At 63.0% G+C, this 26,272-nt stretch carries 24 protein-coding genes and 3 tRNA genes; 19 read left to right on the top strand and 8 right to left on the bottom strand.

All coding sequences use genetic code 11. The features are described from left to right. The first annotated feature begins 56 nt into the window (after positions 1-56). On the top strand, positions 57-704 hold the full coding sequence (locus HU748_RS17080) for a thiopurine S-methyltransferase (protein WP_186721201.1): 648 nt from the start codon (positions 57-59) through the stop codon (positions 702-704). Positions 705-775: 71 nt separating this feature from the next. Here the strand turns inward: HU748_RS17080 and htpX are convergent, their stop codons facing one another. Together htpX and HU748_RS17070 are read right to left on the bottom strand one after the other, a co-directional pair. Beyond that, positions 776-1,663, bottom strand: a complete 888-nt coding sequence (gene htpX, locus HU748_RS17075; RefSeq protein WP_063543804.1) for a protease HtpX — start codon at positions 1,661-1,663, stop codon at positions 776-778. Positions 1,664-1,890: 227 nt separating this feature from the next. Next, entirely contained in the window at positions 1,891-3,102 is a 1,212-nt protein-coding gene (locus HU748_RS17070) for a pyridoxal phosphate-dependent aminotransferase (RefSeq protein ID WP_186666831.1), read from the bottom strand. A gap of 168 nt (positions 3,103-3,270) precedes the next feature. Between HU748_RS17070 and msrB the strand changes: the two genes are divergently transcribed. Both msrB and HU748_RS17060 read left to right on the top strand, forming a co-directional pair. Then, the gene (gene msrB / locus HU748_RS17065) at positions 3,271-3,666 is read left to right on the top strand and encodes a peptide-methionine (R)-S-oxide reductase MsrB (protein WP_186666830.1); all 396 of its coding nucleotides are present in this window, start codon (positions 3,271-3,273) and stop codon (positions 3,664-3,666) included. A gap of 13 nt (positions 3,667-3,679) precedes the next feature. Beyond that, a complete protein-coding gene (locus HU748_RS17060; protein WP_186721199.1) occupies positions 3,680-4,168 on the top strand; it encodes a glutathione peroxidase in 489 nt (162 codons plus the stop codon). Here HU748_RS17060 and HU748_RS17055 read toward each other — a convergent pair. After that, positions 4,158-6,470 (bottom strand): response regulator, encoded by a 2,313-nt coding sequence (locus tag HU748_RS17055; protein WP_186721198.1) that lies wholly within the window; start codon positions 6,468-6,470, stop codon positions 4,158-4,160. The two genes, HU748_RS17060 and HU748_RS17055, sit on opposite strands and share 11 nt — an antisense overlap. A gap of 225 nt (positions 6,471-6,695) precedes the next feature. On the opposite strand from HU748_RS17055, the gene HU748_RS17050 reads away from it, so the two are divergent. Then, positions 6,696-7,586, top strand: coding sequence for an ATP-binding protein (locus HU748_RS17050; protein ID WP_186721197.1), 891 nt, complete (start codon positions 6,696-6,698; stop codon positions 7,584-7,586). Next, positions 7,583-8,065, top strand: a complete 483-nt coding sequence (locus tag HU748_RS17045) for a GAF domain-containing protein (protein ID WP_186666826.1) — start codon at positions 7,583-7,585, stop codon at positions 8,063-8,065. The genes HU748_RS17050 and HU748_RS17045 overlap by 4 nt, the downstream gene beginning before the upstream one ends. A 52-nt stretch (positions 8,066-8,117) precedes the next feature. Here HU748_RS17045 and HU748_RS17040 read toward each other — a convergent pair whose 3' ends face one another. Next, a complete protein-coding gene (locus HU748_RS17040) occupies positions 8,118-8,885 on the bottom strand; it encodes a hypothetical protein (protein ID WP_186666825.1) in 768 nt (255 codons plus the stop codon). A gap of 337 nt (positions 8,886-9,222) precedes the next feature. Here HU748_RS17040 and HU748_RS17035 point away from each other — a divergent pair. The 3 genes from HU748_RS17035 (at position 9,223) to HU748_RS17025 (ending at position 9,537) form a co-directional block, all read left to right on the top strand. Then, positions 9,223-9,298: transfer RNA gene (locus HU748_RS17035), tRNA-Glu, on the top strand. A 2-nt stretch (positions 9,299-9,300) separates the two neighbouring features. Then, a tRNA-Gly gene (locus HU748_RS17030) sits at positions 9,301-9,376 on the top strand. 85 nt (positions 9,377-9,461) lie between these two features. Beyond that, a tRNA-Gly gene (locus tag HU748_RS17025) sits at positions 9,462-9,537 on the top strand. Between the two features lie 100 nt (positions 9,538-9,637). Here the strand turns inward: HU748_RS17025 and HU748_RS17020 are convergent. Together HU748_RS17020 and HU748_RS17015 are read right to left on the bottom strand one after the other, a co-directional pair. Further along, positions 9,638-10,048, bottom strand: coding sequence for a PA2817 family protein (locus HU748_RS17020; protein WP_186721196.1), 411 nt, complete (start codon positions 10,046-10,048; stop codon positions 9,638-9,640). Between the two features lie 131 nt (positions 10,049-10,179). Then, positions 10,180-12,627, bottom strand: coding sequence for an acyl-CoA dehydrogenase (locus HU748_RS17015; RefSeq protein ID WP_186707971.1), 2,448 nt, complete (start codon positions 12,625-12,627; stop codon positions 10,180-10,182). A gap of 184 nt (positions 12,628-12,811) precedes the next feature. Here HU748_RS17015 and HU748_RS17010 point away from each other — a divergent pair, with 184 nt between their 5' ends. The 3 genes from HU748_RS17010 to HU748_RS17000 all read left to right on the top strand — a co-directional run bounded on the left by HU748_RS17010 (position 12,812) and on the right by HU748_RS17000 (position 15,291). Then, complete coding sequence (locus HU748_RS17010; protein WP_186666822.1) at positions 12,812-13,435, top strand: glutathione S-transferase; 624 nt, start codon at positions 12,812-12,814, stop codon at positions 13,433-13,435. A gap of 147 nt (positions 13,436-13,582) precedes the next feature. Beyond that, the gene (locus HU748_RS17005) at positions 13,583-14,515 is read left to right on the top strand and encodes an ABC transporter ATP-binding protein (protein WP_186666821.1); all 933 of its coding nucleotides are present in this window, start codon (positions 13,583-13,585) and stop codon (positions 14,513-14,515) included. Beyond that, a complete protein-coding gene (locus tag HU748_RS17000) occupies positions 14,512-15,291 on the top strand; it encodes an ABC transporter permease (protein ID WP_186666820.1) in 780 nt (259 codons plus the stop codon). Before HU748_RS17005 ends, HU748_RS17000 begins: the two co-directional genes overlap by 4 nt. Here the strand turns inward: HU748_RS17000 and HU748_RS16995 are convergent. Beyond that, positions 15,175-15,801: a DUF2062 domain-containing protein gene (locus tag HU748_RS16995; RefSeq protein ID WP_186666819.1), complete on the bottom strand. Its 627-nt coding sequence runs from the start codon at positions 15,799-15,801 to the stop codon at positions 15,175-15,177. The two genes, HU748_RS17000 and HU748_RS16995, sit on opposite strands and share 117 nt — an antisense overlap. Before the next feature lie 141 nt (positions 15,802-15,942). On the opposite strand from HU748_RS16995, the gene HU748_RS16990 reads away from it, so the two are divergent. The 8 genes from HU748_RS16990 (at position 15,943) to murB (ending at position 22,806) form a co-directional block, all read left to right on the top strand. After that, on the top strand, positions 15,943-18,165 hold the full coding sequence (locus HU748_RS16990) for a DNA internalization-related competence protein ComEC/Rec2 (RefSeq protein WP_186721195.1): 2,223 nt from the start codon (positions 15,943-15,945) through the stop codon (positions 18,163-18,165). Positions 18,166-18,276: 111 nt separating this feature from the next. Further along, entirely contained in the window at positions 18,277-18,912 is a 636-nt protein-coding gene (locus HU748_RS16985; protein WP_186721194.1) for a MotA/TolQ/ExbB proton channel family protein, read from the top strand. Continuing rightward, complete coding sequence (locus HU748_RS16980; RefSeq protein ID WP_186666817.1) at positions 18,909-19,343, top strand: biopolymer transporter ExbD; 435 nt, start codon at positions 18,909-18,911, stop codon at positions 19,341-19,343. Before HU748_RS16985 ends, HU748_RS16980 begins: the two co-directional genes overlap by 4 nt. Next, positions 19,343-20,338 (top strand): tetraacyldisaccharide 4'-kinase, encoded by a 996-nt coding sequence (lpxK, locus tag HU748_RS16975; protein WP_186666816.1) that lies wholly within the window; start codon positions 19,343-19,345, stop codon positions 20,336-20,338. The genes HU748_RS16980 and lpxK overlap by 1 nt, the downstream gene beginning before the upstream one ends. A gap of 41 nt (positions 20,339-20,379) precedes the next feature. After that, positions 20,380-20,565: a Trm112 family protein gene (locus HU748_RS16970; protein ID WP_054893060.1), complete on the top strand. Its 186-nt coding sequence runs from the start codon at positions 20,380-20,382 to the stop codon at positions 20,563-20,565. Continuing rightward, positions 20,562-21,326 (top strand): 3-deoxy-manno-octulosonate cytidylyltransferase, encoded by a 765-nt coding sequence (gene kdsB / locus HU748_RS16965; protein WP_186666815.1) that lies wholly within the window; start codon positions 20,562-20,564, stop codon positions 21,324-21,326. Before HU748_RS16970 ends, kdsB begins: the two co-directional genes overlap by 4 nt. After that, entirely contained in the window at positions 21,326-21,790 is a 465-nt protein-coding gene (locus HU748_RS16960) for a low molecular weight protein-tyrosine-phosphatase (RefSeq protein WP_186666814.1), read from the top strand. Before kdsB ends, HU748_RS16960 begins: the two co-directional genes overlap by 1 nt. After that, on the top strand, positions 21,787-22,806 hold the full coding sequence (gene murB / locus HU748_RS16955) for a UDP-N-acetylmuramate dehydrogenase (RefSeq protein WP_186721193.1): 1,020 nt from the start codon (positions 21,787-21,789) through the stop codon (positions 22,804-22,806). The genes HU748_RS16960 and murB overlap by 4 nt, the downstream gene beginning before the upstream one ends. A gap of 101 nt (positions 22,807-22,907) precedes the next feature. Here murB and rne read toward each other — a convergent pair whose 3' ends face one another. Next, positions 22,908-26,132: a ribonuclease E gene (rne, locus tag HU748_RS16950; protein WP_186721192.1), complete on the bottom strand. Its 3,225-nt coding sequence runs from the start codon at positions 26,130-26,132 to the stop codon at positions 22,908-22,910. Between the last annotated feature and the right edge of the window lie 140 nt (positions 26,133-26,272).

Here is a 26,272-nt window from a genome sequence, read left to right as displayed (position 1 = left end):
AGATCGATATCCAATATAAGTTTTGCAAGTTATCTATCGAAATATTCGGAGGAATCATGGAGCCAGCGTTCTGGCACAAACGGTGGGCGGAAAATCAGATCGGCTTTCACCAGTCGCAGGTGAACCCGTACCTGCAGGCGCACTGGCCAAAGCTGGAATCCGGCAGCCAGGTGCTGGTGCCTTTGTGCGGCAAGAGCCTGGATGTCATCTGGTTGGCGGGGCAGGGGTATCGCGTGCTGGGGGTGGAATTGTCGCAACGTGCGGTGGCGGATTTCTTCCTGGAGCACAAACTCGAGCCCGAGGTGTCACGGCATGGGGCCTTCGAGGTCTGGCGCAGCGGCCTGGTGGAGTTGTGGTGTGGTGACTTCTTCGCCTTGCAGGCGGAGGATCTGGCACAGTGCGCGGGGCTCTATGATCGCGCTGCGGTGATTGCATTGCCGCAGGTGCTGCGTACCCGTTACCTTGCGTTGCTGTCTGACTACCTGCCGACGGCTTGCCAGGGGCTGATGGTCACCTTGGATTACGATCAGTCGCGTCTGGACGGGCCGCCGTTCTCGGTGCCGGATGACGAAGTCCGGCGCGGGCTTGCTGGATGGCAAGAAGTGGCCGAGTTGCAGGCGCCGGACATTATCGAGGACAGCCCTAAATTCCAGAAAGCGGGAGTCGGCAGCCTGGTGGAACGGGTGTATCGGTTGCAGCGTTGATCGGCCTTCTGGCCAGAAGACGTGCAAAGAAAAGGGCGACCTGAGTCGCCCTTTCCATTTACCGCGTTGAATCAGCCGCGACGACGCAGTGCATCGATACGGTCTTCCAGCGGCGGGTGGCTCATCAGCAGGCCGGCGAGGCCCTGCTTGAGGCCGCCGTTGATGCCGAAGGCCTTCATCGTATCGGGCATGTGCACTGGCATACCTTGTTCCGAACGCAGGCGCTGCAGTGCGGCAATCATCGCGCCAGTACCTGCCAGGCGGGCACCGGCTTCGTCGGCGCGGTATTCGCGGCGACGCGAGAACCACATGACGATGATGCTGGCCAGGATGCCCAGGATCAGTTCGGCGACGATGGTCGCGACGTAATAAGCGATGCCCTGGCCTTCTTCGTTCTTGAAGATCACCTTGTCGACGAAGTTGCCGATGATACGCGCGAAGAACATCACGAAGGTGTTCACCACGCCCTGGACCAGTGCCAGGGTGACCATGTCGCCATTGGCGACGTGGCCGATCTCGTGGGCCAGTACCGCGCGTACCTCGTCCCGCGAGAAGCGTTCGAGCAGGCCTTGCGAAACGGCGACCAGTGCGTCGTTGCGGTTCCAGCCAGTGGCGAAGGCGTTCGCCTCGTAGGCGGGGAACACGCCCACTTCCGGCATCTTGATACCCGCCTCGCGGGACAGCTCCTCGACCGTCTGCAGCAGCCACTGTTCGTGGTGGGTGCGCGGCTGGGTGATGATCTGGGTGCCGGTGGTCATCTTCGCCATCCACTTGGAGATGAACAGCGAAACCAGCGAGCCAGCAAACCCGAACACGGCGCAGAAGACCAGCAGGCGGCTCAGGTCCAGGTCGACGCCGTTGGCGGCCATGAACCCGTTGAAACCGAACAGGCTGAGGGTAATGCTTGCAACCAGCACCACCGCAAGGTTGGTGGCTACAAACAACAGAATGCGCATCATGGTTGTTACGTTCTCCTGACGGATGAAAATGTCGCTCTACTGCGGGGTATATAAGGTGGCGGCCGAGGCGATTCAACTGGCCGACTATTTCAAACTGTGTATCGCGAAGTATGACAGAGACGCGGCGGTTCGCCGGGAGATAGACCGTTGCAGGATGTAAGAATTCATCCGTGGGGCGGAGGGCGTCGTGCCAACATGGCCGGTTGGCACGACAAGGCCTTGATCGCTTACTGCGAGTAGGTGCGCAGGAAGTTGCCGATACGGCCGATGGCTTGCTCCAGGTCATCCACCCGCGGCAGGGTGACGACGCGGAAGTGATCCGGCCACGGCCAGTTGAACGCCGTGCCCTGGACGATCAGCAGTTTCTCCGACAGCAGCAGGTCGAGGACGAACTTCTCGTCGTTGTGGATCGGGCAGACCTTCGGGTCGATTTTCGGGAACGCGTACAGGGCACCCATTGGCTTGACACAGCTCACGCCGGGGATGGCGTTGAGCAACTCGTAGGTGCGGTTGCGCTGTTCGAGCAGGCGGCCCGGCGGCAATACCAGGTCGTTGATGCTCTGGTAGCCGCCCAGCGCGGTCTGGATGGCGTGCTGTGCGGGCACGTTGGCACACAGGCGCATGTTGGCCAGCATGTCGATGCCTTCGATGTAGCTCTGCGCGTGGTGCTTGGGCCCGGAAATGATCAGCCAGCCGGAGCGGAAACCTGCGACCCGGTAGGACTTGGACAGGCCGTTGAAGGTCAGGCACAGCACATCCGGAGCGAGCGAGGCGGTGCTGATGTGTACGGCTTCGTCGTAGAGGATCTTGTCGTAGATCTCGTCGGAGAACACCACCAGGTTGTGCTGGCGGGCCAGCTCCAGCATGCCGAGCAGCAGCTCCCTGGAGTACACCGCGCCGGTCGGGTTGTTCGGGTTGATGATCACCAGGGCCTTGGTGTTCGGAGTGATCTTGGCCTTGATGTCGTCAAGATCCGGGAACCAGTCGGCCTGCTCGTCGCACAGGTAGTGCACGGGCTTGCCGCCAGCCAGGCTCACTGCTGCGGTCCACAATGGGTAGTCGGGGGCCGGGATCAGCACCTCGTCACCGTTGTTGAGCAGCGCCTGCATCGACATCACGATCAGTTCGGAGACGCCGTTGCCCAGGTAGATGTCCTCGATGCCGACGCCTTCGATCTGCTTCTGCTGGCAGTACTGCATCACCGCCTTGCGCGCGCTGAACAGCCCTTTGGAGTCGCTGTAGCCCTGGGCGGTCGGTAGATTGCGGATCACGTCCTGGAGGATTTCGTCCGGCGCTTCGAAACCAAAGGGCGCCGGGTTGCCGATGTTCAGCTTGAGGATGCGCTGGCCTTCCTCTTCCAGACGCTTGGCGTGCTTGAGCACCGGACCGCGAATGTCGTAGCAGACATTGGCGAGCTTGTTCGATTTGCTGAACTGCATGATGTGATCCCGAATGGATAAGTCGCGGGGCGCTGTCGTCAAAAGGTTTGAAAAGGACGGGGCGCGGGTGCCAGACTCATCGTCTGCGCACAAGCCAACTAATATACGTGCCACCCGCGCCAGGGAAAAGACGGCGCAGGGTGAAATTCAGCCTGCCGAGGTCCATCCATGCAAAAGATCGACAAAACACTTGAAGAATGGCGTGAGATGCTCGATCCCGCCCAATACCAGGTATGCCGCCTGAAGGGGACCGAGCGACCGTTCACGGGCAAATACAACAGTGAAAAGCGTGCCGGTGTCTATCACTGCATCTGTTGTGATCTGCCGCTGTTCGATTCGCAGACCAAGTTCGACTCCGGTTGCGGCTGGCCGAGCTTCTACGCGCCGATCGAGGAGAGTGCGATGATCGAGATCCGCGACACGTCCCACGGCATGATCCGCACCGAAGTCACCTGCGCCCAGTGCGACGCGCACCTGGGTCACGTGTTCCCGGACGGCCCGCCACCGACGGGGCTGCGCTACTGCATCAATTCGGTTTGCCTGGATTTCAAACCGCACGACTGAACGGAGATTCGACATGGCCGATGCGTTGCTGGACATTCCCTGCGTCACCCTCAAGGGCGAGCAGAAAACCCTGGGCGACTTCGCCGGCAAGGCGCTGCTGGTGGTCAACACCGCCAGCCAGTGCGGTTTCACGCCGCAGTACAAGGGGCTTGAGAAGCTGTGGCAGGACCATGCCGCCCAGGGCCTTGTCGTACTGGGCTTTCCGTGTAACCAGTTCGGCAAGCAGGAGCCGGGCGATGCGTCGGAAATCGCGCAGTTCTGTGAGCTCAACTTCGGCGTGAGCTTCCCGCTGTTTCGCAAGATCGAGGTGAACGGCCCTGGCGCCCACCCGCTGTTCGCCGAGCTGAAGAAGCGTGCGCCTGGCCTGCTGGGGACGCAGACGATCAAGTGGAACTTCACCAAGTTCCTGGTCGATCCGTCCAGCGGCCAGGTCACGCGCTATGCACCGACCACCAAGCCGCAGGCGCTGGAAGCCGATATCGAGCGTCTGCTCAGCCGCTGACCGGCACCCAGTGGTCGATCAGGGCGAGTAGTTCTTCGCGGCGGAACGGCTTGGCCAGGTAGTCGTCCATGCCCGCAGCGCGACAGCGTTCGCGCTCTTCGGGCATGGCGTTGGCGGTCAGGGCGACGATTGGCAGGTCGGGCCAGCGCCCGCTCTGGCGGATGCGCCGGCTGGCCTCGTAGCCATCCATCACCGGCATGTTGCAGTCCATCAGTACCATGTCGAAGCCTTCGCGCTCGAGTATCTCCAGCGCTTCGGCACCATGGGCGGCAACCTGTACCTGGCAGCCGAGCTTGCCGAGCATGCCCTTGGCTACCAACTGGTTTACCGGGTTGTCTTCCACCAGAAGGATCTGCGCGCGCCGCTCCAGCAGGCGGCCGGCCTCGGTGGGTGCGGGGGTGGCATTCTCGCCTTGCAGGGTGCGACGCAGCATCTGGTACAGGGCATTGCGCGCCAGAGGGCGTGCCTGCTGGTGCAAAGGGGCCAATTGCGCGGTTTGCTCGCCGGGCAGGAAGTTGCCATAGGCCGTGACCAGCAGGATCGGTGCGCTGAGGCCGGGGCGCAGTTCGAACAGGTGCTCGGCATCGTCGGTGATGAGCAGATCGATGGCCATGTCTTCGAGCCCTCTGGGATCGTCGCGTCGCTGATAATCCAACCCCCAGCTTGGCAAAAGGCCGTGCAGTAGTTCAGCCAGGCCGCTTGAGGCATTGCTCAGTGCCACCACCTGACCCTTCAGCGGCGCAGGCGAGACCGCTTCGGTGTGGGTGGGCAGGGGCAGGTCGGCGCTGAAGCGGCTGCCGAAGCCGGTTTGCGAGTGAATATGCAGGTGCCCGTGCATGGCCTTGCACAGGTTGTGGGTGAGCGCCAGGCCCAAGCCGGTGCCGCCGTACTGGCGTGTGATGCCTGCGCCAGCCTGGGTGAAGGGCTGGAAGATGCGCACCTGGGCTTCCTCCGGGATTCCGATACCGGTGTCGCACACTTCAAGGCGTACGCCGCCGACGATGCTCGAAAGGCGAACGTCGACGCGCCCGAAACGGGTGAACTTGAGCGCATTGGACAGCAGGTTGCTGACGATCTGGCGCACCCGTGTGGGGTCGCCGAGCACGGTGCTGGGAAAGTCCGGAGCGATCAGGCAGGTCAGCTCGACACTGGGCGCGGCGTTCTGCGACAGCAGATTGGCGGTGTCCTCGACCATTGCCCCCATGTCGAAAGGAATGCGTTCGAGCTCCAGTTGCCCGGCATCGAACTTGGACAGATCGAGGATATCGTTGAGCAGCTCGACCAGCACCTTGCCCGAGTCGTGGGCGATCGACAGCTGCTGGCGTTGCTCGGCGGTCAGCCCGCTGTCCAGGGCCAGGGCGATCATGCCGAGCATCCCGTTGAGCGGTGTGCGGATCTCGTGGCTCATGTTGGCCAGGAAGGCGGCGCGCGCCTGGGCCATGTCCAGGGCGCGGCGGCGGGCCTCTTCCAGTTCCTGGTTGGACTGGCTCAGCCGGTTGTTGCTGGCCTTGAGTTCTTTGGTACGAGCCGAGACGATGTCTTCCAGCTCGTTGAGGTATTGGGTGAGGCGGTTTTCGGCGTTGCGCCGCTGCTGGATTTCGGTGGCCATGCTGACGAACTGCTGGTTGGCGACTTTCACCAGTACCCCGATCTCATCGTGCTCATGACCGGTGGGGTAGTCCAGGCGCGTCTGTCCGGGTTGGCGTGGATCGCTGCCGCTCAGGGCGCCGATGACAGTGACCAGCGGTTTGGTCAGCATGATGTAGAACAGCCCCAGGAGAATACCGGTCAGCACCAGGCTGCGGGCGAAGCCGTTGAGCAGGGTGATGCCGGCGCGGTCGAGAAAGCGGCTGCCGAAGGCGTAGGTGTCGACATCCAGGTACAGGGTGCCGAGGTAATCGTCGGGCATGTGGGCGAGGAACAGGCGGTCCTTGAACTGGCGTTGCTCGCCGAACAGGAAGTCGCTGAGCGGCCGGTAGCTGTCTTCCTGGCGCGGGCGATGGACGTCGGCCAGCACCGTATCGTTGTTGTCGATCAGGCGCGCACGGATGATCGCTGGCGATTGCAGCAGCCCGCCGGTGAGCTCCTGAGCCAGCTCGGCGTCGATGTTGTAGGCGATGCGCGAGGCTGGGTCGTGGCTTATTTGCAGCAATGCCTGCACTTCGCGGTTGATGGACGCGTCTTCGCTGGCATAATCGATGCCGATCTGGATGAGACTGAGCAATGTTCCCAGGATGAAGCCGACCAGGACTGTCAACCGGGCTTGCTTGTATGACAGGCGATTGGTGAACTTGATATCCATGGTTCCCGAGCCGGTTCAACGCCCCTTGCGCTGCGCAAGCATAGCCGATCAGCCCCGGCTGCTGGCGGGTCTGTCTGTTGTTTCGAGCGATCCAATCAATGGGCCGGTGTGCGGCCATCGCGGGACGAGCCTGCTCCCACAACCTCTGTTGGCTCTGTAGGGGCAGTCTTGTCGCGCGATGGCGGCGCTCCGGCTCCTGAACCGGTCTTGATTAAGGAAACCTTCATGGACACCCGCCTCATTGCATTCCTGGAACACGCCGAATCCATACTGACCCGCTTCGAACCGCTGCTGCCGGCGCCCCGACCGCAGATCGACTGGTCGTCGACCCTCGCTGCGCGCTGGCAGCGTGATGGTCGCAGTGGCTACCTCATGCCGTTGGAAGTCAGCCTGGACATCCGACTCTCGGACCTGATCGGCGTCGATCAGCAACGTGAGCAACTGGGCCGCAACACCCATCAGTTCATCAATGGCATGCCCGCCAACCACGCTCTGCTGTGGGGCTCGCGGGGCACCGGCAAGTCGTCGCTGGTGCGTGCGCTGCTGGCCGAACATGCCAGCCAGGGCCTGCGCCTGATCGAGATCGAGCGCGATCACCTGGCCGACTTGCCGCGGGTGGTCGAGCAACTGCAAAAGCTCGAGCAACGCTTCATCCTGTTCTGCGACGACCTCTCGTTCGAGGCGGGAGAGGGCGACTACCGCGTGCTCAAGAGTGTGCTCGATGGTTCGCTCGAGCAGGCGCCGGACAACGTCCTGCTCTATGCCACCTCGAACCGCCGTCACCTGGTGCCCGAGAAGCAGAGCGACAACGAAAACTGGAAGATGATCGACGGCGAGCTGCACCCCAACGAAGCGGTGGAAGACAAGATCGCCTTGTCTGACCGGTTTGGCTTGTGGTTGTCGTTCTATCCGTTCACCCAGGAGCATTTCCTCAACGTGGTCGAGCACTGGATCGGCCAACTGGCGCGACCGGCCGGGCTGGCCTGGCAGCGCACCGAAGAACTCGACATCCTCGCTGCGCGCTGGGCCACCGGCCGCGGCAACCGTAATGGCCGTTGTGCCTACCAGTTCGCCCGCTACTGGGTCGGACTGCAATTGCTGGAGCAGAACCAATGATCGACCTCAACGCCAGCGGCAAAGGCCTCGATGGCTATGACCTGCTGGCTGCGCAAGTACAGGCGTTGTTCGCCGACGAACGTGACTTCATCGCCAACGCCGCACAGTTCTCGGCATTTCTCTACCACCAGGTGGAAGACCTGAACTGGGCGGGTTTCTACCTCAACCGCAACGAAGAACTGGTGCTCGGGCCATTTCAGGGGCAGGTGGCGTGCGTGCGCATCGCATTCGGCAAGGGTGTGTGCGGCGCGGCCGCAGCCACGCGGCAGACCCAGCGGGTGGAAGATGTGCATGCATTCCCAGGTCACATCGCCTGTGACAGCGCGTCCAACAGCGAGCTGGTGATCCCGCTGGTAAAGGAGGGCAGGCTGATTGGCGTGCTCGACCTGGACAGTCCGAGCCTTGCGCGTTTCAGTGAGGCCGATCAGTGCGGGCTTGAACGCCTGGCGTCGATCTTCCTGGCGTTGAGCGACTGCTGAAAAACAAGAAGGGCCGCTTTTTGCGGCCCTTCTTGTATTCAACGGTTGTGGATCAGTCGTAGATCACCCGCTTTTTCCACGTCTCGTCTTCATCGGTTTTAAGGCCCTGGGTCAGCGCGTTCTGGTCATTTTCGGCCGGCTCCATCTGGTCCAGTACTTGCGCGTTGGCGCGAGCGAGCAGTTTTTCCAGGTAGGTCAGCTGCTCTTCATATTGTTTCGGTTCCGGTTGTTTGCGCAGGTACTGCACGCCGCGTTCGAACGCCAGCCGCGCATGGCCTGGTTGATTCTGCTGCAACGCCTGCTGGCCCAGGTTATTGAAGAACTCGATGTGCAGTAGTACCAGGATGTGACGAATTTCCCTGACCCAGTACTTGCCTTCGTTGGACTGCAGGAAGTTTTCCTGGGTAGCGCGCACGATCTGGTTGTGCAGCGACTCAAGCAGGAAGCGCACGTCCTTGGCTTTGACCTCGGTCTGAATCGGGCTCGGCGGGTTGTTGACCGGCAACTTGTCGCCCTTGGCAATCAATCCTTCGAGTTCGGTGATGCGCGCCTTGAAGTCGCCGTTGTGCTTGTCCAGCGCCAGCAGGCGCTGATTGAGGTTGAGCTCCAGGCGGGTCAGCAGCAGCTTGAGTGCCGGGGTCATCAGTTGGCCGGGGAAGGTTTCGGTGATCTCACCGCAGCGGCGCAAGCGTTCGGTCAGCTCGACTTTAAGGCGCGCGCGCTCGAGCTTGGCGTTTTCCACGACATTGTTGAGGTAGCCGATCACGATCAGCAACGCGATACCCGCCACGATGAGCAGGGTGATCAGAAGTGGTGTCACCGTTAACGCCTCATGAAGAAGTTTTGCATCATTGAGTGTAGTGAGTTCGCCAGGGGGCGAACAGTGCAGCCTGGCGGACAGGTCATACCCATGGGTGTCGGCGCAAGGTCGAAAATCTACAGTGCTGGCACTTTGATGCGAGCTTGCCGGGCTGGCGTCAGAAAAGCAACGCCAATCCCCGGGCGCATCATGCGCGACCTATGTACAGGGGCGGAAGTCGTTGATTTAAATAAATTTCCACAAAGGGGTTGACGGCTTGTCGAGGCATCCATAGAATGCGCGCCACTTGCAGCGTAAAGCACACAGCGAAACGCGGCAGGCAGTGAAGTTGTAGCGTGTCCCCTTCGTCTAGTGGCCTAGGACACCGCCCTTTCACGGCGGTAACAGGGGTTCGAGTCCCCTAGGGGACGCCAATGCGGGAATAGCTCAGTTGGTAGAGCACGACCTTGCCAAGGTCGGGGTCGCGAGTTCGAGTCTCGTTTCCCGCTCCAGTTTTAAAACTGTGGCGTCCATTGACGGTGCAGCGGTAGTGAAAGGCTCAGGCCATTCACGCCACATGCGGTTTTGCTTCACATTGCGGGAATAGCTCAGTTGGTAGAGCACGACCTTGCCAAGGTCGGGGTCGCGAGTTCGAGTCTCGTTTCCCGCTCCATTCGAAAACGCCACTTCGTTGAAGTGGCGTTTTTTTTTTACCTTCAAAAACATCGCAGCCACGGGGCCGCGGGCATTTGTAATGCCCGCGGCCTTTTTGCTCAGTGGCGCTCGCCCTGGTCAGGCGCGCTCAGCAACTGCTTCTCCAGGTTCCAATCGAAGGGCTCGTCATTCTGCTCGGTTTCGTAGCGACGCTCTTCAAGGGTCTGGTACAGCTCGAGTTCCTCATCGGGCATGTAGTGCAGGCAGTCGCCGCCGAAGAACCACAGCAGGTCGCGTGGGACCAGGTGAGCGATCTGCGGGTAGCGCGTGATCACCTGGCAGATCAGGTCCTGGCCCAGGTACTGGCTTTCCAGTGGGTTCTGCGGCAGCAGGGTCAGCAGTTCGTCGAAGCGTTCGAGGAACAGGGCGTGGCTTTCTTCCGGCACTTGCTCGGCGTCGCCCAGGGCCACCAGGATGGTGCGCAGGTGTTGGAGCAGTTGCAGGTGGTACTCCAGGTGGGGGTTGGCCATGGGGGCGATCCTCTGGTATTGAAACGGGGGCCGGAGTATACGCAGGTTTTGCCCCGCCGGGGCAGGCGCAGCCTCGCTCTGCCCTGACCGCCGGACCGTCAGGTGCCGGCGATCCGTGCGACTGACGGTACTTAGCGCACCTTGCCCTCCACGGGCAGCAGTTGTGCCTTGTCGAAAGCATCCACATCGATCACTGTCCGACGTGCAGCTTCGGCTGCATGGAGTCTCTCGCCTTCATCAGCCTGCAGCACGCCAGCCTGCACGGCGGCTTCGATGTCCGACTGGCCCGGTGCCGGATGCACCTTGCCCTCCTTGAGCCCCTGGTGCAGCGCCTTGTGCAGTGGCGCCACCTCGTCCAGCAGGTCGCAAGCTGTCTGCAGGGCGGCTACCGGATCACCTTCGCCGTCAGGGCGGAAGCAGCCCGCCAGCAGCTCCTCCAGAGCCGGATCACCCTTGCGTCGGCCGATCAGTTCAGCCACCTCTTTATCCAGTTCATCGCTTGGCCCGGTATGGCGGCGACCGAACGGGAATACCAGAACCCGCAACGCACAGCCGATGAAGCGATTGGGGAAGTTGTCGAGCAGCCGATCGAGGGCCTTTTCGGCCTGCCCCAGGCTTTCTTCCAGCGCCCAGCGCAGCAGAGGTTGCATGTGCTCGGGTGAGCCGAGGTCGTGATAGCGCTTGAGCGCTGCAGATGACAGGTACAGGTAGCTGAGGACATCCCCCAGGCGCGCGCTCAGGCGTTCGCGCCGCTTCAGTGCGCCACCGAGCAGCATCATCGACAGGTCGGCAAGCAAGGCGAATGCGGCCGCCTGACGGTTCAGTGCACGGAAGTAGCCCTGGCTGAGGGCGTCGCCCGGCGCCTTCTCGAAGCGTCCCAGCCCGATCCCGAGCACGAAGGTGCTGGCAGCATTGCTGGCGGCGAACATGATGTGCTTCATCAGCAGGTCGTCGAACTCGTTGAGCGCCTGCTCGCGATCCTCGCGCCCGGCGAGGGCCATTTCCTTGAGGACGAAGGGGTGGCAGCGGATCGCGCCCTGTCCGAAGATCATCAGGTTGCGCGACAGGATGTTGGCGCCCTCGACGGTGATGAAGATCGGCGCGCCCTGCCAGTTGCGACCCAGGTAGTTGTTCGGGCCCATGATGATGCCCTTGCCACCGTGTACGTCCATGGCGTGCTGGATGCATTCACGGCCGCGTTCGGTCAGGTGGTACTTGAGGATTGCCGAAAGCACCGAGGGTTTTTCGCCCAGGTCCACTGCCTTTGCGGTGAGCAGGCGGGCGCTGTCCATCAGCCAGGCGTTGCCACCTATCCGTGCCAGCGATTCCTGGATGCCCTCGAAGGCGGACAGCGGCACGTTGAACTGCTCGCGGATGCGGGCGTACTGGCCGGTGACCAGGCTGGTGTACTTGGCAGCGCCAGTGCCGACCGCGGGCAGCGAGATGGAGCGACCGACCGACAGGCAGTTCATCAGCATCATCCAGCCCTTGCCGAGCATGTCCTTGCCGCCGATGAGGAAGTCCAGGGGCACGAACACGTCCTTGCCGCTGTTCGGGCCGTTCATGAAGGCGGCACCCAGCGGCAGATGGCGCTTGCCGATCTGCACGCCCGGGGTGTCGGTGGGGATGAGTGCCAGGCTGATACCCAGGGACTCCTGTTCGCCCAGCAAGTGATCGGGGTCGTAGGCCTTGAAGGCCAGGCCCAGCAGGGTGGCCACCGGGCCGAGGGTGATGTAGCGCTTCTCCCAGTTCAGGCGAAGGCCGATGACTTCCTCGCCGTTCCATTCTCCTTTGCAGACGATGCCGGTGTCAGGCATGGCGCCTGCGTCGGAGCCGGCCAGTGGGCCGGTGAGGGCGAAGCAGGGGATTTCGTCGCCACGGGCCAGACGCGGCAGGTAGTGGTTACGCTGTTCATCGGTGCCATAGTGCAGCAGCAGTTCGGCGGGGCCGAGCGAATTGGGCACCATCACGGTCGAGGCCAGGTCGCCGCTGCGGGTGGCAAGTTTCATCGCCACTTGCGAGTGGGCATAGGCGGAGAAGCCCTTGCCACCGAATTCCTTGGGAATGATCAGGGCAAAGAAGCCGTGCTGCTTGATGTGTTCCCAGGCTGCGGGCGGCAGGTCGAGGTCCTGGCCGATCTGCCAGTCGCTGACCAGGGCGCAGAGTTCCTCGGTGGGGCCATCGATGAATGCCTGTTCTTCTGCGGTGAGCGTGGGGGCAGGGTAGTCGAGCAGGGTGTTCCAGTCAGGCTGGCCGCTGAACAGTTGGCCGTCCCACCACACGGTACCCGCGTCGATCGCCTCGCGCTCGGTCTGCGACATGGGTGGCAGGGTGCGCTGGAACCATTTGAACACGGGGCCGGTGAACACCTGGCGCCGCCACTGCGGCAGCACCAGCAGGGCGGCCTTGGCGGCCAGCACCAGCCAGATCACGGTCAGCAGCCAACCGGGTGCGTCGGCGAAGATACCCATCAGCAACACATAGGCAGCGATCACCCCGAGGATCTGCAGCGGTGCCAGACGTCGATGGGTGAGATATGCGGCGCCGATCACCAGCACCACCAACCACAACAGCAGCATAGTTCTTCCTCCTTGGAAGCTTGGGCTCGCGCCATCCCGGATAGCTTAGACGCGATGCGCCGGATGGCTCGCTATGAACAGTGACAGGGTGTGGCGACAGGAGTTTCAGCGCATTGTCTGCTGGTACAGGTGCCGTCACTGTGGAGTAGACTGTTCGCCCTCTGCACTCACTAAGGACGTCGTCATGCTGAAGATCTGGGGTCGCAAGAATTCGAGCAATGTGCGCAAGGCGCTGTGGATTGCCCACGAGTTGGGGCTAGAGTTCGAATCGATCGACGCCGGTGGGGCGTTCGGCTTGGTCGACGAGCCTGAGTACCGTGACCGCAACCCCAATGGCCTGGTGCCGTTGCTCGAAGATGGCGACTTCGTCCTTTGGGAGTCCAACACCATCGTGCGCTACCTGAGCGCCGAATATGGTGCCGAGCAGGGCTGGTATCTGGACGATCCGCGTCAGCGCGCCCTAGCGGACAAATGGATGGACTGGACCACCTCGTCCTTCGCCGCGCCGTTCCGCCCGCTGTTCTGGGGCATGCTGCGTACGCCAGAGAACGAGCGTGACTGGACGGCGATCAACGCTGCGCGGGAAAAGTGCGGCGAGTTGCTGGCGATCGTCGACAAGGCGCTGGCCACCCAGCCCTACCTCTCCGGTGAGCAGATCGGCATGGGCGACATTCCGCTGGGCTGCTTTGCCTACGGCTGGTTCGAGATGCCCATCGAACGCCCCGAACTCCCTCACCTGCAAGCCTGGTACGAGCGCCTGAAGGCGCGTCCGGCCTATCAGAAAGCGGTGATGACGGCACTGACTTGAGCGGATACCCCGCCCGTTTCGATAGTCACTATCGATACACATGACTGTACTTGTGCGGTCAGGCCTTGCACCATGGCCGCACTACTCACTGCGCCAGTGACTTGACCTGGCGTGTCCTGAACCTTTTTCTTCGGTACGTGACCCGCTATGAGTTCTGCCCTGTCCATAAGACAGCTGACCAAGACCTACGGCAACGGCTTTCAGGCCCTGAAGGGCATCGACCTGGAGGTCGCCGAAGGTGATTTCTTCGCCTTGCTCGGCCCCAATGGCGCCGGCAAATCCACCACCATCGGCATTCTTTCGACCCTGGTGAACAAGACCAGCGGCACGGTGAATGTCTTCGGTCACGACCTGGACCGCCAGCCTGCCGCGCTCAAGCGCAGCATCGGCGTGGTGCCCCAGGAGTTCAACTTCAACCAGTTCGAGAAGACCTTCGACATCGTCGTCACCCAGGCTGGCTACTATGGCATCCCGCCGAAGCTGGCCAAGGAGCGTGCCGAGCAGTACCTCACCCAACTGGGGCTGTGGGACAAGCGTGACGTGCAGTCGCGGTCGCTGTCCGGCGGCATGAAGCGGCGCCTGATGATCGCCCGTGCGCTGATCCATGAGCCGCGCCTGTTGATCCTCGACGAGCCGACCGCTGGCGTGGACATCGAACTGCGTCGCTCGATGTGGAGTTTCCTCACCGAGCTGAACCAGAAAGGCATCACCATCATCCTCACCACGCACTATCTCGAGGAAGCCGAACAGCTGTGCCGCAACATCGGCATCATCGACCACGGCACCATCGTCGAGAACACCAGCATGCGCCAGTTGCTGGGCAAGCTGCATGTCGAGACCTTTGTCCTCGATCTCAAGCAGGACCTGCCCGTGGCGCCGACGCTGCAAGGCTACCCGTGCCGGCTGATCACGCCGCATACGCTGGAAGTGCAGGTAGAAAAGGATATCGGCATCACTGCGTTGTTCGGCCAATTGGCGCTGCAGAACATCGAGGTGCAGAGCCTGCGCAACAAGACCAACCGACTCGAGGAGTTGTTCGTGGCCCTGGTGGAAAAGAACCTGTCGAAGGTGGCGGTATGAGTGTGGAACTGCGCACCAACTGGGTCGCCCTGAATACGATTGTCTATCGCGAGGTTCGACGCTTCCTGCGTATCTGGCCGCAGACCCTGCTGCCGCCGGCGATCACCATGGTTCTGTACTTTGTCATCTTTGGTAACCTGATCGGCCGTCAGATCGGCGACATGGGTGGCTTCACCTACATGGAGTACATCGTGCCGGGGCTGATCATGATGTCGGTGATCACCAACTCCTACGGCAACGTGGTATCGAGCTTCTTCGGCAGCAAGTTCCAGCGTTCGATCGAGGAGTTGATGGTCTCGCCGGTCTCGCCGCACACCATTCTTGTCGGCTACACCCTTGGTGGTGTGTTGCGTGGCCTGGCGGTGGGCGTGATCGTGACTCTCCTGTCGATGTTCTTCACCCATCTGCAGGTGCATCACCTGGGTGTGACCATCGTCGTGGTGTTGCTGACGGCGACGATCTTCTCGCTACTGGGGTTCGTCAATGCCGTGTTTGCGCGCAACTTCGACGATATCTCGATCATCCCGACTTTTGTTCTGACACCGCTGACCTACCTGGGTGGCGTGTTCTACTCCATCAACCTGCTGCCACCTTTCTGGCAGACCGTGTCGCTGGCGAACCCGGTGCTGCACATGGTCAACTCGTTCCGCTACGGCATTCTAGGGGTGTCGGATATCAGCATTGGTACGGCGATCACCTTCATGCTGGTGGCTACCGTGGTGCTCTATGCCCTGTGCGTCCGCCTGCTGGTCAGTGGTCGCGGCATGCGTGCATGACATCCTGCATTTGCGCCGGCGCCACTGCCGGCCGACCCACCAGCGCCAGTAGAGCAAGGTGGTGAAGTAGGCGGCCAGGCCCAGTATCACGCCGCACACCACCGAGCCGAGCAGGAACGGCTGCCAGACGGTGGACAACTGGTCAGTGATCCATTCGAAGGTCAGTTCCTCCGGTAGCGTTCGCGGGGGAATCTGCATCAGCCAGGCGCCGGTCATGTAGGTGACGAAGAACACCGGCGGCATGGTCAGCGGGTTGGTCAGCCAGACCAGGCTGACCGCGATGGGCAGGTTGCCGCGTACCGGTATCGCCAGGGCGGCAGCCAGCAGCATCTGCATGGGGATGGGGATGAGCGCCGCGAACAGCCCGACGCCCATGGCTCGCGCCACCGAATGGCGATTCAGGTGCCAGAGGTTGGGGTCGTGCAGCAATCGGCCGAAAAAGCGTAAGGACTTGTGTTCCCGAATGCTGGTCGGATCCGGCATGTAGCGTTTGAAGAGACGGCGCGGCATGTAGGCTCCCGGGGCTCGAATAGGGCGAGTATGCCTTGATTCCACGTCAGCCTCGTTCAGAGTTTGTGACAATTGTTGAGTGAGCTCGGCGGCCAAACAGGCCTAGCCTGACGGGGCGATTACGCTGCGGAGCTTTACTTCATGCGCACAGGGATGTCTGCGCTGGCGCTCGGGTTGTTGAGCCTGGGTCTCTTGCCTACCTTGCCGTCGGTCGGGTGGCTGTTCCTTCTGTTCTTGTCGGCACTGATGTGCCTGTTCACTCGTGCGTGGCCGATAGGGTGGTTCCTGTTGGGGATGAGCTGGGCCTGCTGGTCGGCGCAGCAGGCCCTTGATGATCGTCTGGTCGCCGAGCTCGATGGGCGCACGCTGTGGCTGGAGGGCAGGGTAATAGGGCTGGCGACCCAGTCTGGTCGCAGCGTGCGTTTCGATCTGGACGAAGCGCAGTCCCGACGTGCGCAATTGCCCCGCCGGATGCAACTGAGCTGGTTCGAGGGTCCCATGGTCAGGGCTGGCGAGCGCTGGCGACTCGCGGTCAACCTCAGACGCCCTCAGGGGCTGCTCAATCCTCATGGTCCCGACCGCGAAGCGATGCTGCTGGCGCGGCGAATAGGTGCCACCGGATCGGTCAAGGCCGGGGAGATGCTGGCTCCGGCAACCGGGGGCTGGCGCGACAGGCTGCGCCAGCGCGTGCTGGCGGTGGACGCCCAGGGGCGGGAGGCGGTGCTGGCTGCGCTGGTGCTCGGTGACGGTTCTGGACTGGCGCGGGAGGACTGGCAGGCACTGCAGGCGACCGGCACCGTGCACCTGATGGTGATCTCGGGGCAGCACATAGGCTTGCTGGCGGGGTTGGTCTATGGGCTGGTTGCTGGGTTGGCGCGGCTGGGCGCCTGGCCTGGGAGGCTACCCTGGTTGCCTTGGGCGTGTGGCCTGGCGATGGCGGCAGCCCTGGCTTATGGCGCGCTCGCTGGCTTTCAGGTGCCGGTGCAGCGTGCCTGCCTGATGCTGGCCACTGTCTTGGCCTGGCGTCTGCGCTTTCGTCATTTAGGAGCGTTTTTCCCCCTGTTGCTGGCATTGGTCGGCGTATTGCTGTTCGAGCCCTTGGCCAGCCTGATGCCGGGCTTCTGGCTGTCTTTTGCTGCGGTGGCGGTATTGATCTACTCCTTCAGCGCGCGCCTGGGTGGCTGGCGGCCTTGGCAGGCCTGGAGTCGCGCTCAATGGGCGATCGCTGTCGGTTTGTTGCCCGCGCTGCTGGCGTTGGGGCTACCGGTCAGTCTGACCGCGCCCTTGGTCAATCTCCTGGCAGTACCTTGGATTAGCCTGGCGGTGTTGCCGTTGGCCCTGCTTGGAACGGTAGCATTGCCGTTGACGGGGGTGGGCGAGTCATTGCTGTGGCTGGCAGGTGGATTGATCGACCTGATGTTTCGCGGGCTCGGCCTGCTGGCCGAATGGCGGCCAGCCTGGACGCCCCCGTCGCTTTCGCTGTGGGCGTGGGGGTTGGTCTGTGCGGGTGCGGTGCTGCTCCTGCTGCCACGTGGCGTGCCGCTGCGAGGGCTGGGTGCGGTGATGCTGCTGGCGCTGTGGACGCCTCGCGAGCAGGTGCCGCACGCAGAGGTGGAGGTGTGGCAACTGGATGTCGGTCAGGGCCTGGCGGTGTTGCTGCGCACGCAGCATCACAGCCTGCTCTACGATGCCGGGCCGGCGATGGGCACCAGTGACCTTGGGCAGAGCGTGGTATTGCCGACCTTGCGCGGGTTGGGCGTCAACCGGCTCGATCTGATGCTGATCAGCCATGCACATGCCGACCACGCTGGTGGCGCTCTGGCCGTGCAGCGCGGCCTGCCGGTGGCGCGGGTGCTGGCTGGCGAGGCACGGGAGTTGCCCGTATCCTTGGGCGCGCAGGTATGCAGCAGTGGTGAGCGCTGGGAGTGGGATGGCGTGATTTTCTCGCTTTGGCACTGGCCGGGTGGCAAGAGCAGTAACGACCGCTCCTGCGTGCTGCTGGTCGAGGCTCAGGGCGAGCGCTTGCTGCTGGCTGGTGACATGGAGGCAGCCGCCGAGCGCGCCTGGCTGGTATCCGCCGATGCGGCGCGTGTCGACTGGCTGCAGTCACCGCATCACGGCAGCCGCAGTTCCTCCACCGAGCCCTTCATCCGCGCTATCGCGCCGCGTGGCGTGATGATTTCCCGTGGGCGATACAATGGCTTTGGTCACCCGCACCCGCAGGTAATCGAGCGCTATCGGCGGCATGGGTTGGCGGTGCATGACACGGCATTGCACGGGGCGCTGCGCCTGCAACTGGGCAGTCGGGGAGAGGTCGAGGGATTGCGTGCGCACCGGCGCTTTTGGCGTGAGCCGCCTTCGTAGGTTGTGCAGGCCTGAAATATGCGAATCACCCGACAGCCCGCTGACCTTCGGCAGATGAGCCCCATGCCTGCCTATGGTAGAGTGGCGGCCTTTTTCAGGGGGATGCTTACTGTGTGGGAATTGGTCAAGTCCGGCGGCTGGATGATGCTGCCGATCATTCTGAGCTCCGTCGCAGCCATGGCGATTGTCGTCGAACGCCTGTGGACCCTGCGTGCCCGTCGCGTCACGCCACCGCACCTGTTGGGCCAGGTATGGATGTGGATCAAGGACAAGCAACTGACCAGTGACAAGCTCAAGGCCCTGCGTGCCGACTCCCCCCTGGGCGAGATTCTCGCCGCGGGCCTGGCAAACTCCCGCCATGGCCGCGAGATCATGAAAGAATGCATCGAGGAGGCCGCCTCCCGAGTCATCCACGAGCTCGAGCGCTACATCAGCACCCTGGGCACCATCGCTGCAATGGCGCCGCTGCTCGGCCTGCTTGGCACCGTGCTCGGCATGATCGACATTTTCAGTGCGTTCATGGGCTCGCAGATGACGGCCAACGCCGCGGTCCTCGCTGGTGGTATCTCCAAGGCGCTGGTCACCACCGCAGCGGGCCTGATGGTGGGTATCCCCGCGGTATTCTTCCACCGTTTCCTGCTGCGCCGCATCGATGAGCTGGTGGTCGGCATGGAGCAGGAGGCGATCAAGCTGGTCGAGGTGCTGCAGGGCGACCGCGAGGTCGAGGTGGCCGGAGGCAAGGCGTGAAGTTCCGGCGCAATCGACAGCGCGAGAACGTCGACATCAACCTGGCATCGCTGATCGACGTGGTGTTCGTGCTCTTGCTGTTTTTCGTGGTCACGACCACCTTCACCCGTGAGACCCAGCTGCGCGTCGAGTTGCCCGAGGCTGCCAGCGGCGCACCGGCGGCGCCGCTGGATGGCAAGCTGGTGGAGGTGACGATCAGCGCCGATGGCGTGTATTCGGTGAACAACCACCTGCTACCCAAGAGTGACCTGGCCACCCTGACCGAGGCACTTGAGCGCGAATCCGGGGGAGACAACACCTTGCCCCTGGCGATCAGTGCCGATGGCAAGACCCCGCACCAGGCGGTGATCACTGCGATGGATGCTGCTGGCAAGCTCGGCTTCAGCCACCTGCGCATGACCACCGTCGAGGCGGCCCCGGGGACGCCCTGATGGCTTTCGCCGATCGTCTGCTCGCCGCCTGGTACCAAGGCCATCCCGCCCTGGCGCTGTTGCGTCCGCTCGAAGCCCTTTACCGGCGTGTGGTGACGCGTAAGCGTGCGCGTTTCCTCAGTGGCGAAAGCCCCAGCTATCGGGCTCCGGTGCCGGTCGTCGTGGTGGGTAATATCACTGTCGGAGGAACCGGCAAGACGCCGATGATCCTCTGGCTGATTGAACATTGTCGAAGCCAGGGGCTGAAGGTTGGTGTGGTCAGCCGTGGATATGGCGCCAAGCCGCCGCATTTCCCTTGGCGGGTCCAGGCCAGCCAGAGCGCTGTGCAGGCTGGAGATGAACCGTTGCTGATCGTGCAGCGTACCGACGTGCCGCTGATGATCGACCCTGACCGATCCCGTGCCGTGCAAGCGCTGTTGGCCAGCGAGTCCTTGGACCTGATTCTCTGTGATGACGGCATGCAGCATTACCGGCTGGCGCGCGACCTGGAGCTGGTGCTGATCGACGCGGCCCGCGGCCTTGGCAACGGCCGATGCCTGCCTGCCGGCCCTTTGCGTGAGCCGGTCGAGCGCCTGGAGGGCGTCGGTGCAGTGCTGCACAACGGTGCCACCGTCGATCCGTCGGGTGGATTCGCGTTCGGTCTGCGCCCGAGTGCATTGGTCAATCTGCGCACCGGCGAGCGCCGTCCACTCGCACATTTTCCTGCGGGTCAGGCCCTTCATGCCGTAGCTGGCATTGGCAACCCGCAACGTTTCTTCAATACCTTGCAAGGGCTAGACTGGCAGCCTGTGCCGCATCCTTTCGCCGACCATGCGCAGTTCAATGCCCAGAGCCTGGCATTCGAACCACCACTGCCATTGGTCATGACCGAAAAGGACGCGGTGAAATGCCGTGACTTTGCAGGTGACGACTGGTGGTACCTGGCCGTAGATGCCGAACCGTCTCCATCCTTCGTCGCCTGGTTCGATGCGCAGCTCGCTCGTCTGCTGCCTTGAATCACTTCCACTTTCCGGCCTTCGGCCTCAAGGACACCTCCATGGACACCAAACTGCTCGATATCCTGGCCTGCCCGATCACCAAAAGCCCGCTCAAGCTCAGCGCCGACAAGACTGAGCTGATCAGCAAGGGCGCCGGCCTGGCCTATCCGATCCGCGACGGCATCCCGGTCATGCTGGAGAGCGAGGCGCGCACCCTGAGCGACGACGAGCGTCTGGACAAATGAGCCTGGACTTCACTGTGGTAATTCCTGCCCGGCTGCGCTCGACGCGCCTGCCGGGCAAGCCGTTGCTGCCGATCGCTGGCAAGCCGATGATCCAGCATGTCTGGGAGCAGGCGCGCAAGAGCGGTGCTGCACGGGTAGTCATTGCTACCGACGATGCCAGCATCCTCGAGGCATGCCAGGCCTTTGGCGCCGAAGCGCTGATGACCCGTGCCGACCATGAGTCGGGCACCGATCGCCTGGCCGAGGTCGTCGCGCACCTGGGCTTGCCGCCAGACGCCATCGTGGTCAACGTGCAGGGCGACGAACCGTTGATCCCGCCGGTGATCATCGATCAGGTGGCCGCCAACCTGGCTGCTCACCCCGAGGCGGGTATCGCAACCCTGGCCGAGCCGATCCACGAGCCGCAAAGCGTGTTCAACCCCAACGCGGTCAAGGTGGTCAGCGACAAGAACGGCCTTGCCCTGACCTTCAGCCGTGCGCCGCTGCCCTGGGCGCGCGATGCCTTCGCCAAACAGCGCGACGTGCTGCCGGAAGGTGTGCCGTATCGCCGTCATATCGGCATGTATGCCTACCGTGTCGGCTTCCTGCAGGATTTCGTCGGCTGGGGCCCGTGCTGGCTCGAGCAGACCGAGGCCCTGGAGCAGTTGCGGGCGCTTTGGCATGGCGTGCGGATCCACGTCGAGGACGCCATCGAAGCGCCCGCGGTGGGTGTCGACACCCCTGAAGACCTGGAGCGCGTCCGGCGCTTGCTGGAGGCCTGATGCGCGTACTGTTCGTTTGCCTGGGCAATATCTGCCGTTCACCCACCGCCGAGGGTGTGCTGCGCCACCAGTTACAGGTTGCCGGACTCGCTGAGCGCGTACAGGTGGCGTCTGCAGGGACCGGAGGCTGGCACGTGGGCAAGGCGCCCGATAGTCGCACCTGCAAGGCTGCCCTGGCGCGGGGGTATGACTTGTCGCGCCAGCGCGCGCAGCAGGTCAAGGCCGCTCACTTCGGTGAGTACGATCTGATCCTGGCCATGGACAAGAGCAATCTGGGTAATCTGCAGGCGCTGCGCCCACACGATGCTCGCGGCGAACTCGACCTGTTTCTGCGCAGGTATGGCGCGGCGCTGGACGAGGTGCCGGACCCTTACTATGGCGGTGCCGAGGGATTCGAGCAGGTTCTGGACCTGATCGAAGCGGCCTGCCATGAGCTGGTCGTGGAAATCAAGGGGCGGTTATGACAGCGCAGTGGCAGGAGCGTGTATCGCTCAAGCCGTTCAACACCTTCGGTATCGACGTCGCAGCGCGCTACCTCACCCAGGCCCATGACGACGAAGAAGTTCGCCAGGCCCTGAAGCTGGCCGAGCAACGGCAGCTGCCGGTGCTGATTGTCGGTGGCGGCAGCAACCTGTTGCTGACACGCGACGTCGATGCCTTGGTGCTGCACATGGCCAGTTGTGGCCGACGCATCCTCAGTGATGATGGCGAGTGTGTCGTGATCGAGGCCGAGTCAGGCGAACCCTGGCATCCTTTCGTGCAATGGAGCCTGGCGCAGGGCCTGTGCGGGCTGGAGAACCTAAGCCTGATTCCCGGTACGGTCGGCGCGGCACCGATGCAGAACGTCGGCGCGTACGGGGTCGAGATCAAGGATGTGTTCGCAGGCTTGACCGCTCTGGATCGTGAGACTGGCGAGTTGCGTGACTTCACGCTGGACGAATGTGCGTTCGCCTATCGCGACAGCGTGTTCAAGCGCAACCCAGGTCGTTGGTTGATCCTGCGGGTGCGTTTCGTGCTGAGTCGTACATTGCGTGCGCACCTGGACTACGGGCCGGTTCGACAGCGCCTGCAAGAGCAGGGTGTGCAGGAGGTGACTGCACAGGCCATCAGCGATGCCATCTGCAGTATTCGTCGCGAAAAGCTTCCGGATCCGGCGGAGCTGGGCAATGCTGGCAGCTTCTTCAAGAACCCGGTGGTCTCGGCGCAGTTGGCCGAGGGTATTCGCGCGCGTTATCCGAACCTGGTGGCTTATCCCCAGGCTGAGGGGCAGGTCAAGCTGGCGGCAGGCTGGCTGATCGAGCAGGCGGGCTGGAAGGGCTACCGTGAGGGTGATGCTGGAGTGCATCGTTTGCAGTCGCTGGTGCTGGTCAACTACGGCCAGGCGAGTGGCGCACAGTTGCATGCCCTGGCGCAGCGAATCCAGGCAGATATTCTGGAGCGGTTCGGCGTCGAGTTGGAGATGGAGCCGAATCTGTACTGATTGCCACCTGTCAGGCTGGCCCTGCTTCCCTGGGTTTTGAGCGATAAAGAAAAACCCCCGCCAGTGCGAACTGGCGGGGGTTTTTCATTCAGCTGTCGGAATCAGCCGTGGTGAGGTTTGTGCTCATCCTCGGTGGTTTCCAGCGCCGGGGCCGCTTCGGCGGCAGCCTGGGCTGCGGCAGCAGCGGCGGCTTCAGCCTCACGCTTGCGGCGACGCACTTCACGCGGGTCGTTCGGCGCACGGCCGTTCGGCAGTATGATGGTGGTCGCTTCGGCGACAGCCGGCTCTTCGACAGGAGCCGCTTCGGCTGCAGCAGGCGCAGGCGCCTCGGCAGGGGCTGCTTCGGCGACGACCGGTGCTGCCTCGACAGCCACTGGCTCGACCACGACAGGCTCGATCACTTCGGCTTCGGCAGCAGGTGCTTGCTCTACGACAGTTTCAGCAACCGGTGCTTTCTCTGCTTCGCCCGCTTCCACGGCCGGTGCTTCGATGGCTGGTGCTTCGACTGCAGGCGCAGGCTCGCTTGTGGCCACTTCGGCCTGTGGTTGTGCAGGTGCTTCGACGACAGGCTCGATACCGGGTTCGACCACGGCCACAGGTTCATTGACCGGCTGCTCGACAACAGGCGCGATCGCGACTTCCTCGGCCTTGGCGACAACCTCTGCCGGCTCGGTGCTCTGAACTACTTCACGGTCGTCGGTCTCGACGACGGTAGCGGTAGCGCGCTCGGCCTGCTGGTTGGCCTGGGCCTCGGCGTCGGCGCTGATATTGCTGCTGGCAACGGCGGCGGTGACCGCCAGGCCTGCGGCCAGTTCGGCACCCAGCTCAGTGGCTTTGTGCTGCTGTGGCTGTTGCTCTTCGCCGGCTTCTTCGTCGCCGTCGATCAGCTCGCCATTGGCATTGCGCTGGCGCTCACGACGGTTGCTGCGACGACGCTGGCCACGGGAGCGGCGACGAGGGCGCTCGCCATCGGCACCTTCCTGCTCGTCCTGCAGCAGTTCTTCGTTCGGCAGTTGCTCCTCGCTTGCCTCGGCAGCCTGTTCGGCGGCGCGTGGCTGGCGCTCTTCGCGCGGCTGGCGTGGTTGGCGTTCTTCACGTGGTGCGCGCTCTTCACGCTCCTCGCGTGATGCGCGTTCCTCACGGGCTGGACGCTCTTCACGAGGTGCGCGCTCTTCGCGTGGCGCACGCTCTTCGCGTGGTGTGCGCTCTTCGCGGGCTACGCGTTCCTCGCGAGGTGCACGCTCTTCGCGTGGAGCACGCTCCTCACGGGCCGCCGGGGCGGTATCCAGTGGCTCGCGCAATTCGCGGACGCGTTCTTCACGATTACCGCGACGGTCTTCGCGCGGTTGACGTGGAGCACGTTCTTCGCGTGGAGCACGTTCTTCACGAGGTGCGCGCTCTTCGCGTGGCGCACGCTCTTCACGTGGCTGGCGCTCTTCGCGTGGGGCGCGCTCACCGCGCTCTTCACGCGGTTTGCGGTCTTCATCGCGGCGGCCATTGCGGTTGCGGCTCTGCTGACGGCCGTTGCGGCGCTCCTCGTTGCGCTGGGTGCGCTCGGTGGTTGGCTTCTCGGGAGTAGCGGCCGGAGCGACGACAGGTTCTTCCTTGCCGGCGAACAGGCTGACCAGCGACTTGACCAGACCCTTGAACAGGCTTGGCTCTGGCGCAGCGACAGGCGCTGGAGCGGTTGCAGCAGGTTGTGCTTCGCTCGCGCTCGGCTCAGGGGCGTTGGTACGAGCCGGAGCGGTCTTCACTGCAGCTTCCTGGCGAACCAGGGTGCGGGTAGCGGTTGGTTGCGGCGCTTCCTCGGCTTCGCTGGTGGCGATCTCATAGCTCGACTGGTTGTTCAGCACGTCCGGATTGTCGTCGCGCAGGCGCTGGACTTCGAAGTGCGGGGTTTCCAGGTGATCGTTCGGCAGGATGATGATGCGCGCACGGGTGCGCAGTTCGATCTTGGTGATCGAGTTGCGCTTCTCGTTGAGCAGGAAGGCAGCTACCGGGATCGGCACTTGTGCGCGTACCTCGGCGGTACGGTCCTTCAGCGCTTCTTCCTCGATCAGGCGCAGGATCGCCAGCGAGAGGGATTCGACGTCACGGATGATGCCGGTGCCCGAGCAGCGTGGGCAGACGATGCCGCTGCTTTCGCCCAGCGACGGACGCAGGCGCTGGCGGGACATCTCCAGCAGGCCGAAGCGCGATATGCGACCGACCTGGACGCGGGCGCGGTCGGCTTCGAGGCATTCGCGTACGCGTTCCTCGACGGCGCGCTGGTTCTTGGCCGGGGTCATGTCGATGAAGTCGATGACGATCAGGCCGCCGATGTCACGCAGGCGCAGCTGGCGGGCGATTTCCTCAGCCGCTTCCAGGTTGGTCTGCAGGGCGGTTTCCTCGATGTCGCTGCCTTTGGTGGCGCGCGCCGAGTTGATGTCGATGGAGACCAGGGCTTCGGTCGGATCGATGACGATCGAACCGCCGGACGGCAGGTCGACCACACGCTGGAAGGCGGTCTCGATCTGGCTTTCGATCTGGAAGCGGTTGAACAGCGGGACGCTGTCTTCGTACAGCTTGACCTTGCTGGCGTACTGCGGCATCACCTGGCGGATGAAGGTCAGGGCTTCTTCCTGGGCGTCGATGCTGTCGATCAGTACTTCGCCGATGTCCTGGCGCAGGTAGTCGCGAATGGCGCGGATGATGACATTGCTTTCCTGGTAGATCAGGAAAGGCGCGACGCGGTCCTGGGAGGCTTCCTTGATGGCGGTCCAGAGCTGCAGCAGGTAGTCGAGGTCCCACTGCATCTCTTCGCTGCTGCGGCCCAGGCCTGCAGTGCGCACGATCAGGCCCATGTCGCCGGGAACGGTCAGGCCGTTGAGGGCTTCGCGCAGCTCGTTGCGCTCTTCGCCTTCGATGCGGCGGGAAATGCCGCCAGCGCGTGGGTTGTTCGGCATCAGGACCAGGTAGCGGCCGGCGAGGCTGATGAAGGTGGTCAGGGCCGCGCCCTTGTTGCCACGTTCTTCTTTCTCGACCTGGACGATGACTTCCTGGCCTTCGCTCAGCACTTCCTTGATGTTCACCCGACCTTCAGGCGACTTCTTGAAATACTCGCGGGAGATTTCCTTCAGCGGCAGGAAGCCGTGACGTTCGGAACCGAAGTCGACGAAGGCGGCTTCGAGGCTGGGTTCGATGCGGGTGATCTTGCCTTTGTAGATGTTGGCCTTTTTCTGCTCACGCGCGCCGGATTCGATATCCAGGTCGTAGAGGCGTTGGCCATCCACCAGGGCTACACGCAACTCTTCGGGTTGAGTCGCGTTAATCAGCATTCTTTTCATGTTGTACCGTCGGTTTCCGGGCTGCCGGAAACGGCGTTCGGCACACACGACTTCTCATGGTCGGTGCCAAGGTGCGCAAAGGGTGGCGTGCCACCCCCGTGTCAAACGACGTTCGGCACCAGCCGGTTGCCCAGCCTGCC

The organism is Pseudomonas sp. RW3S2, assembly GCF_014268955.1.
Classification (GTDB): domain Bacteria; phylum Pseudomonadota; class Gammaproteobacteria; order Pseudomonadales; family Pseudomonadaceae; genus Aquipseudomonas; species Aquipseudomonas wayambapalatensis.
The sequence above is the reverse complement of the archived record's forward strand: the minus strand, read 5'-3'. Positions and strand labels throughout refer to the sequence as shown.

Coding starts and splice junctions, on each gene's coding strand:
- HU748_RS17080 (WP_186721201.1), top strand. CDS start 57: ATGGAGCCAGCGTTCTGGCACAAACGGTGGGCGGAAAATCAGATCGGC.
- htpX (WP_063543804.1), bottom strand. CDS start 1,663: ATGATGCGCATTCTGTTGTTTGTAGCCACCAACCTTGCGGTGGTGCTG.
- HU748_RS17070 (WP_186666831.1), bottom strand. CDS start 3,102: ATGCAGTTCAGCAAATCGAACAAGCTCGCCAATGTCTGCTACGACATT.
- msrB (WP_186666830.1), top strand. CDS start 3,271: ATGCAAAAGATCGACAAAACACTTGAAGAATGGCGTGAGATGCTCGAT.
- HU748_RS17060 (WP_186721199.1), top strand. CDS start 3,680: ATGGCCGATGCGTTGCTGGACATTCCCTGCGTCACCCTCAAGGGCGAG.
- HU748_RS17055 (WP_186721198.1), bottom strand. CDS start 6,470: ATGGATATCAAGTTCACCAATCGCCTGTCATACAAGCAAGCCCGGTTG.
- HU748_RS17050 (WP_186721197.1), top strand. CDS start 6,696: ATGGACACCCGCCTCATTGCATTCCTGGAACACGCCGAATCCATACTG.
- HU748_RS17045 (WP_186666826.1), top strand. CDS start 7,583: ATGATCGACCTCAACGCCAGCGGCAAAGGCCTCGATGGCTATGACCTG.
- HU748_RS17020 (WP_186721196.1), bottom strand. CDS start 10,048: ATGGCCAACCCCCACCTGGAGTACCACCTGCAACTGCTCCAACACCTG.
- HU748_RS17015 (WP_186707971.1), bottom strand. CDS start 12,627: ATGCTGCTGTTGTGGTTGGTGGTGCTGGTGATCGGCGCCGCATATCTC.
- HU748_RS17010 (WP_186666822.1), top strand. CDS start 12,812: ATGCTGAAGATCTGGGGTCGCAAGAATTCGAGCAATGTGCGCAAGGCG.
- HU748_RS17005 (WP_186666821.1), top strand. CDS start 13,583: ATGAGTTCTGCCCTGTCCATAAGACAGCTGACCAAGACCTACGGCAAC.
- HU748_RS17000 (WP_186666820.1), top strand. CDS start 14,512: ATGAGTGTGGAACTGCGCACCAACTGGGTCGCCCTGAATACGATTGTC.
- HU748_RS16995 (WP_186666819.1), bottom strand. CDS start 15,801: ATGCCGCGCCGTCTCTTCAAACGCTACATGCCGGATCCGACCAGCATT.
- HU748_RS16990 (WP_186721195.1), top strand. CDS start 15,943: ATGCGCACAGGGATGTCTGCGCTGGCGCTCGGGTTGTTGAGCCTGGGT.
- lpxK (WP_186666816.1), top strand. CDS start 19,343: ATGGCTTTCGCCGATCGTCTGCTCGCCGCCTGGTACCAAGGCCATCCC.
- HU748_RS16970 (WP_054893060.1), top strand. CDS start 20,380: ATGGACACCAAACTGCTCGATATCCTGGCCTGCCCGATCACCAAAAGC.
- kdsB (WP_186666815.1), top strand. CDS start 20,562: ATGAGCCTGGACTTCACTGTGGTAATTCCTGCCCGGCTGCGCTCGACG.
- HU748_RS16960 (WP_186666814.1), top strand. CDS start 21,326: ATGCGCGTACTGTTCGTTTGCCTGGGCAATATCTGCCGTTCACCCACC.
- murB (WP_186721193.1), top strand. CDS start 21,787: ATGACAGCGCAGTGGCAGGAGCGTGTATCGCTCAAGCCGTTCAACACC.
- rne (WP_186721192.1), bottom strand. CDS start 26,132: ATGAAAAGAATGCTGATTAACGCGACTCAACCCGAAGAGTTGCGTGTA.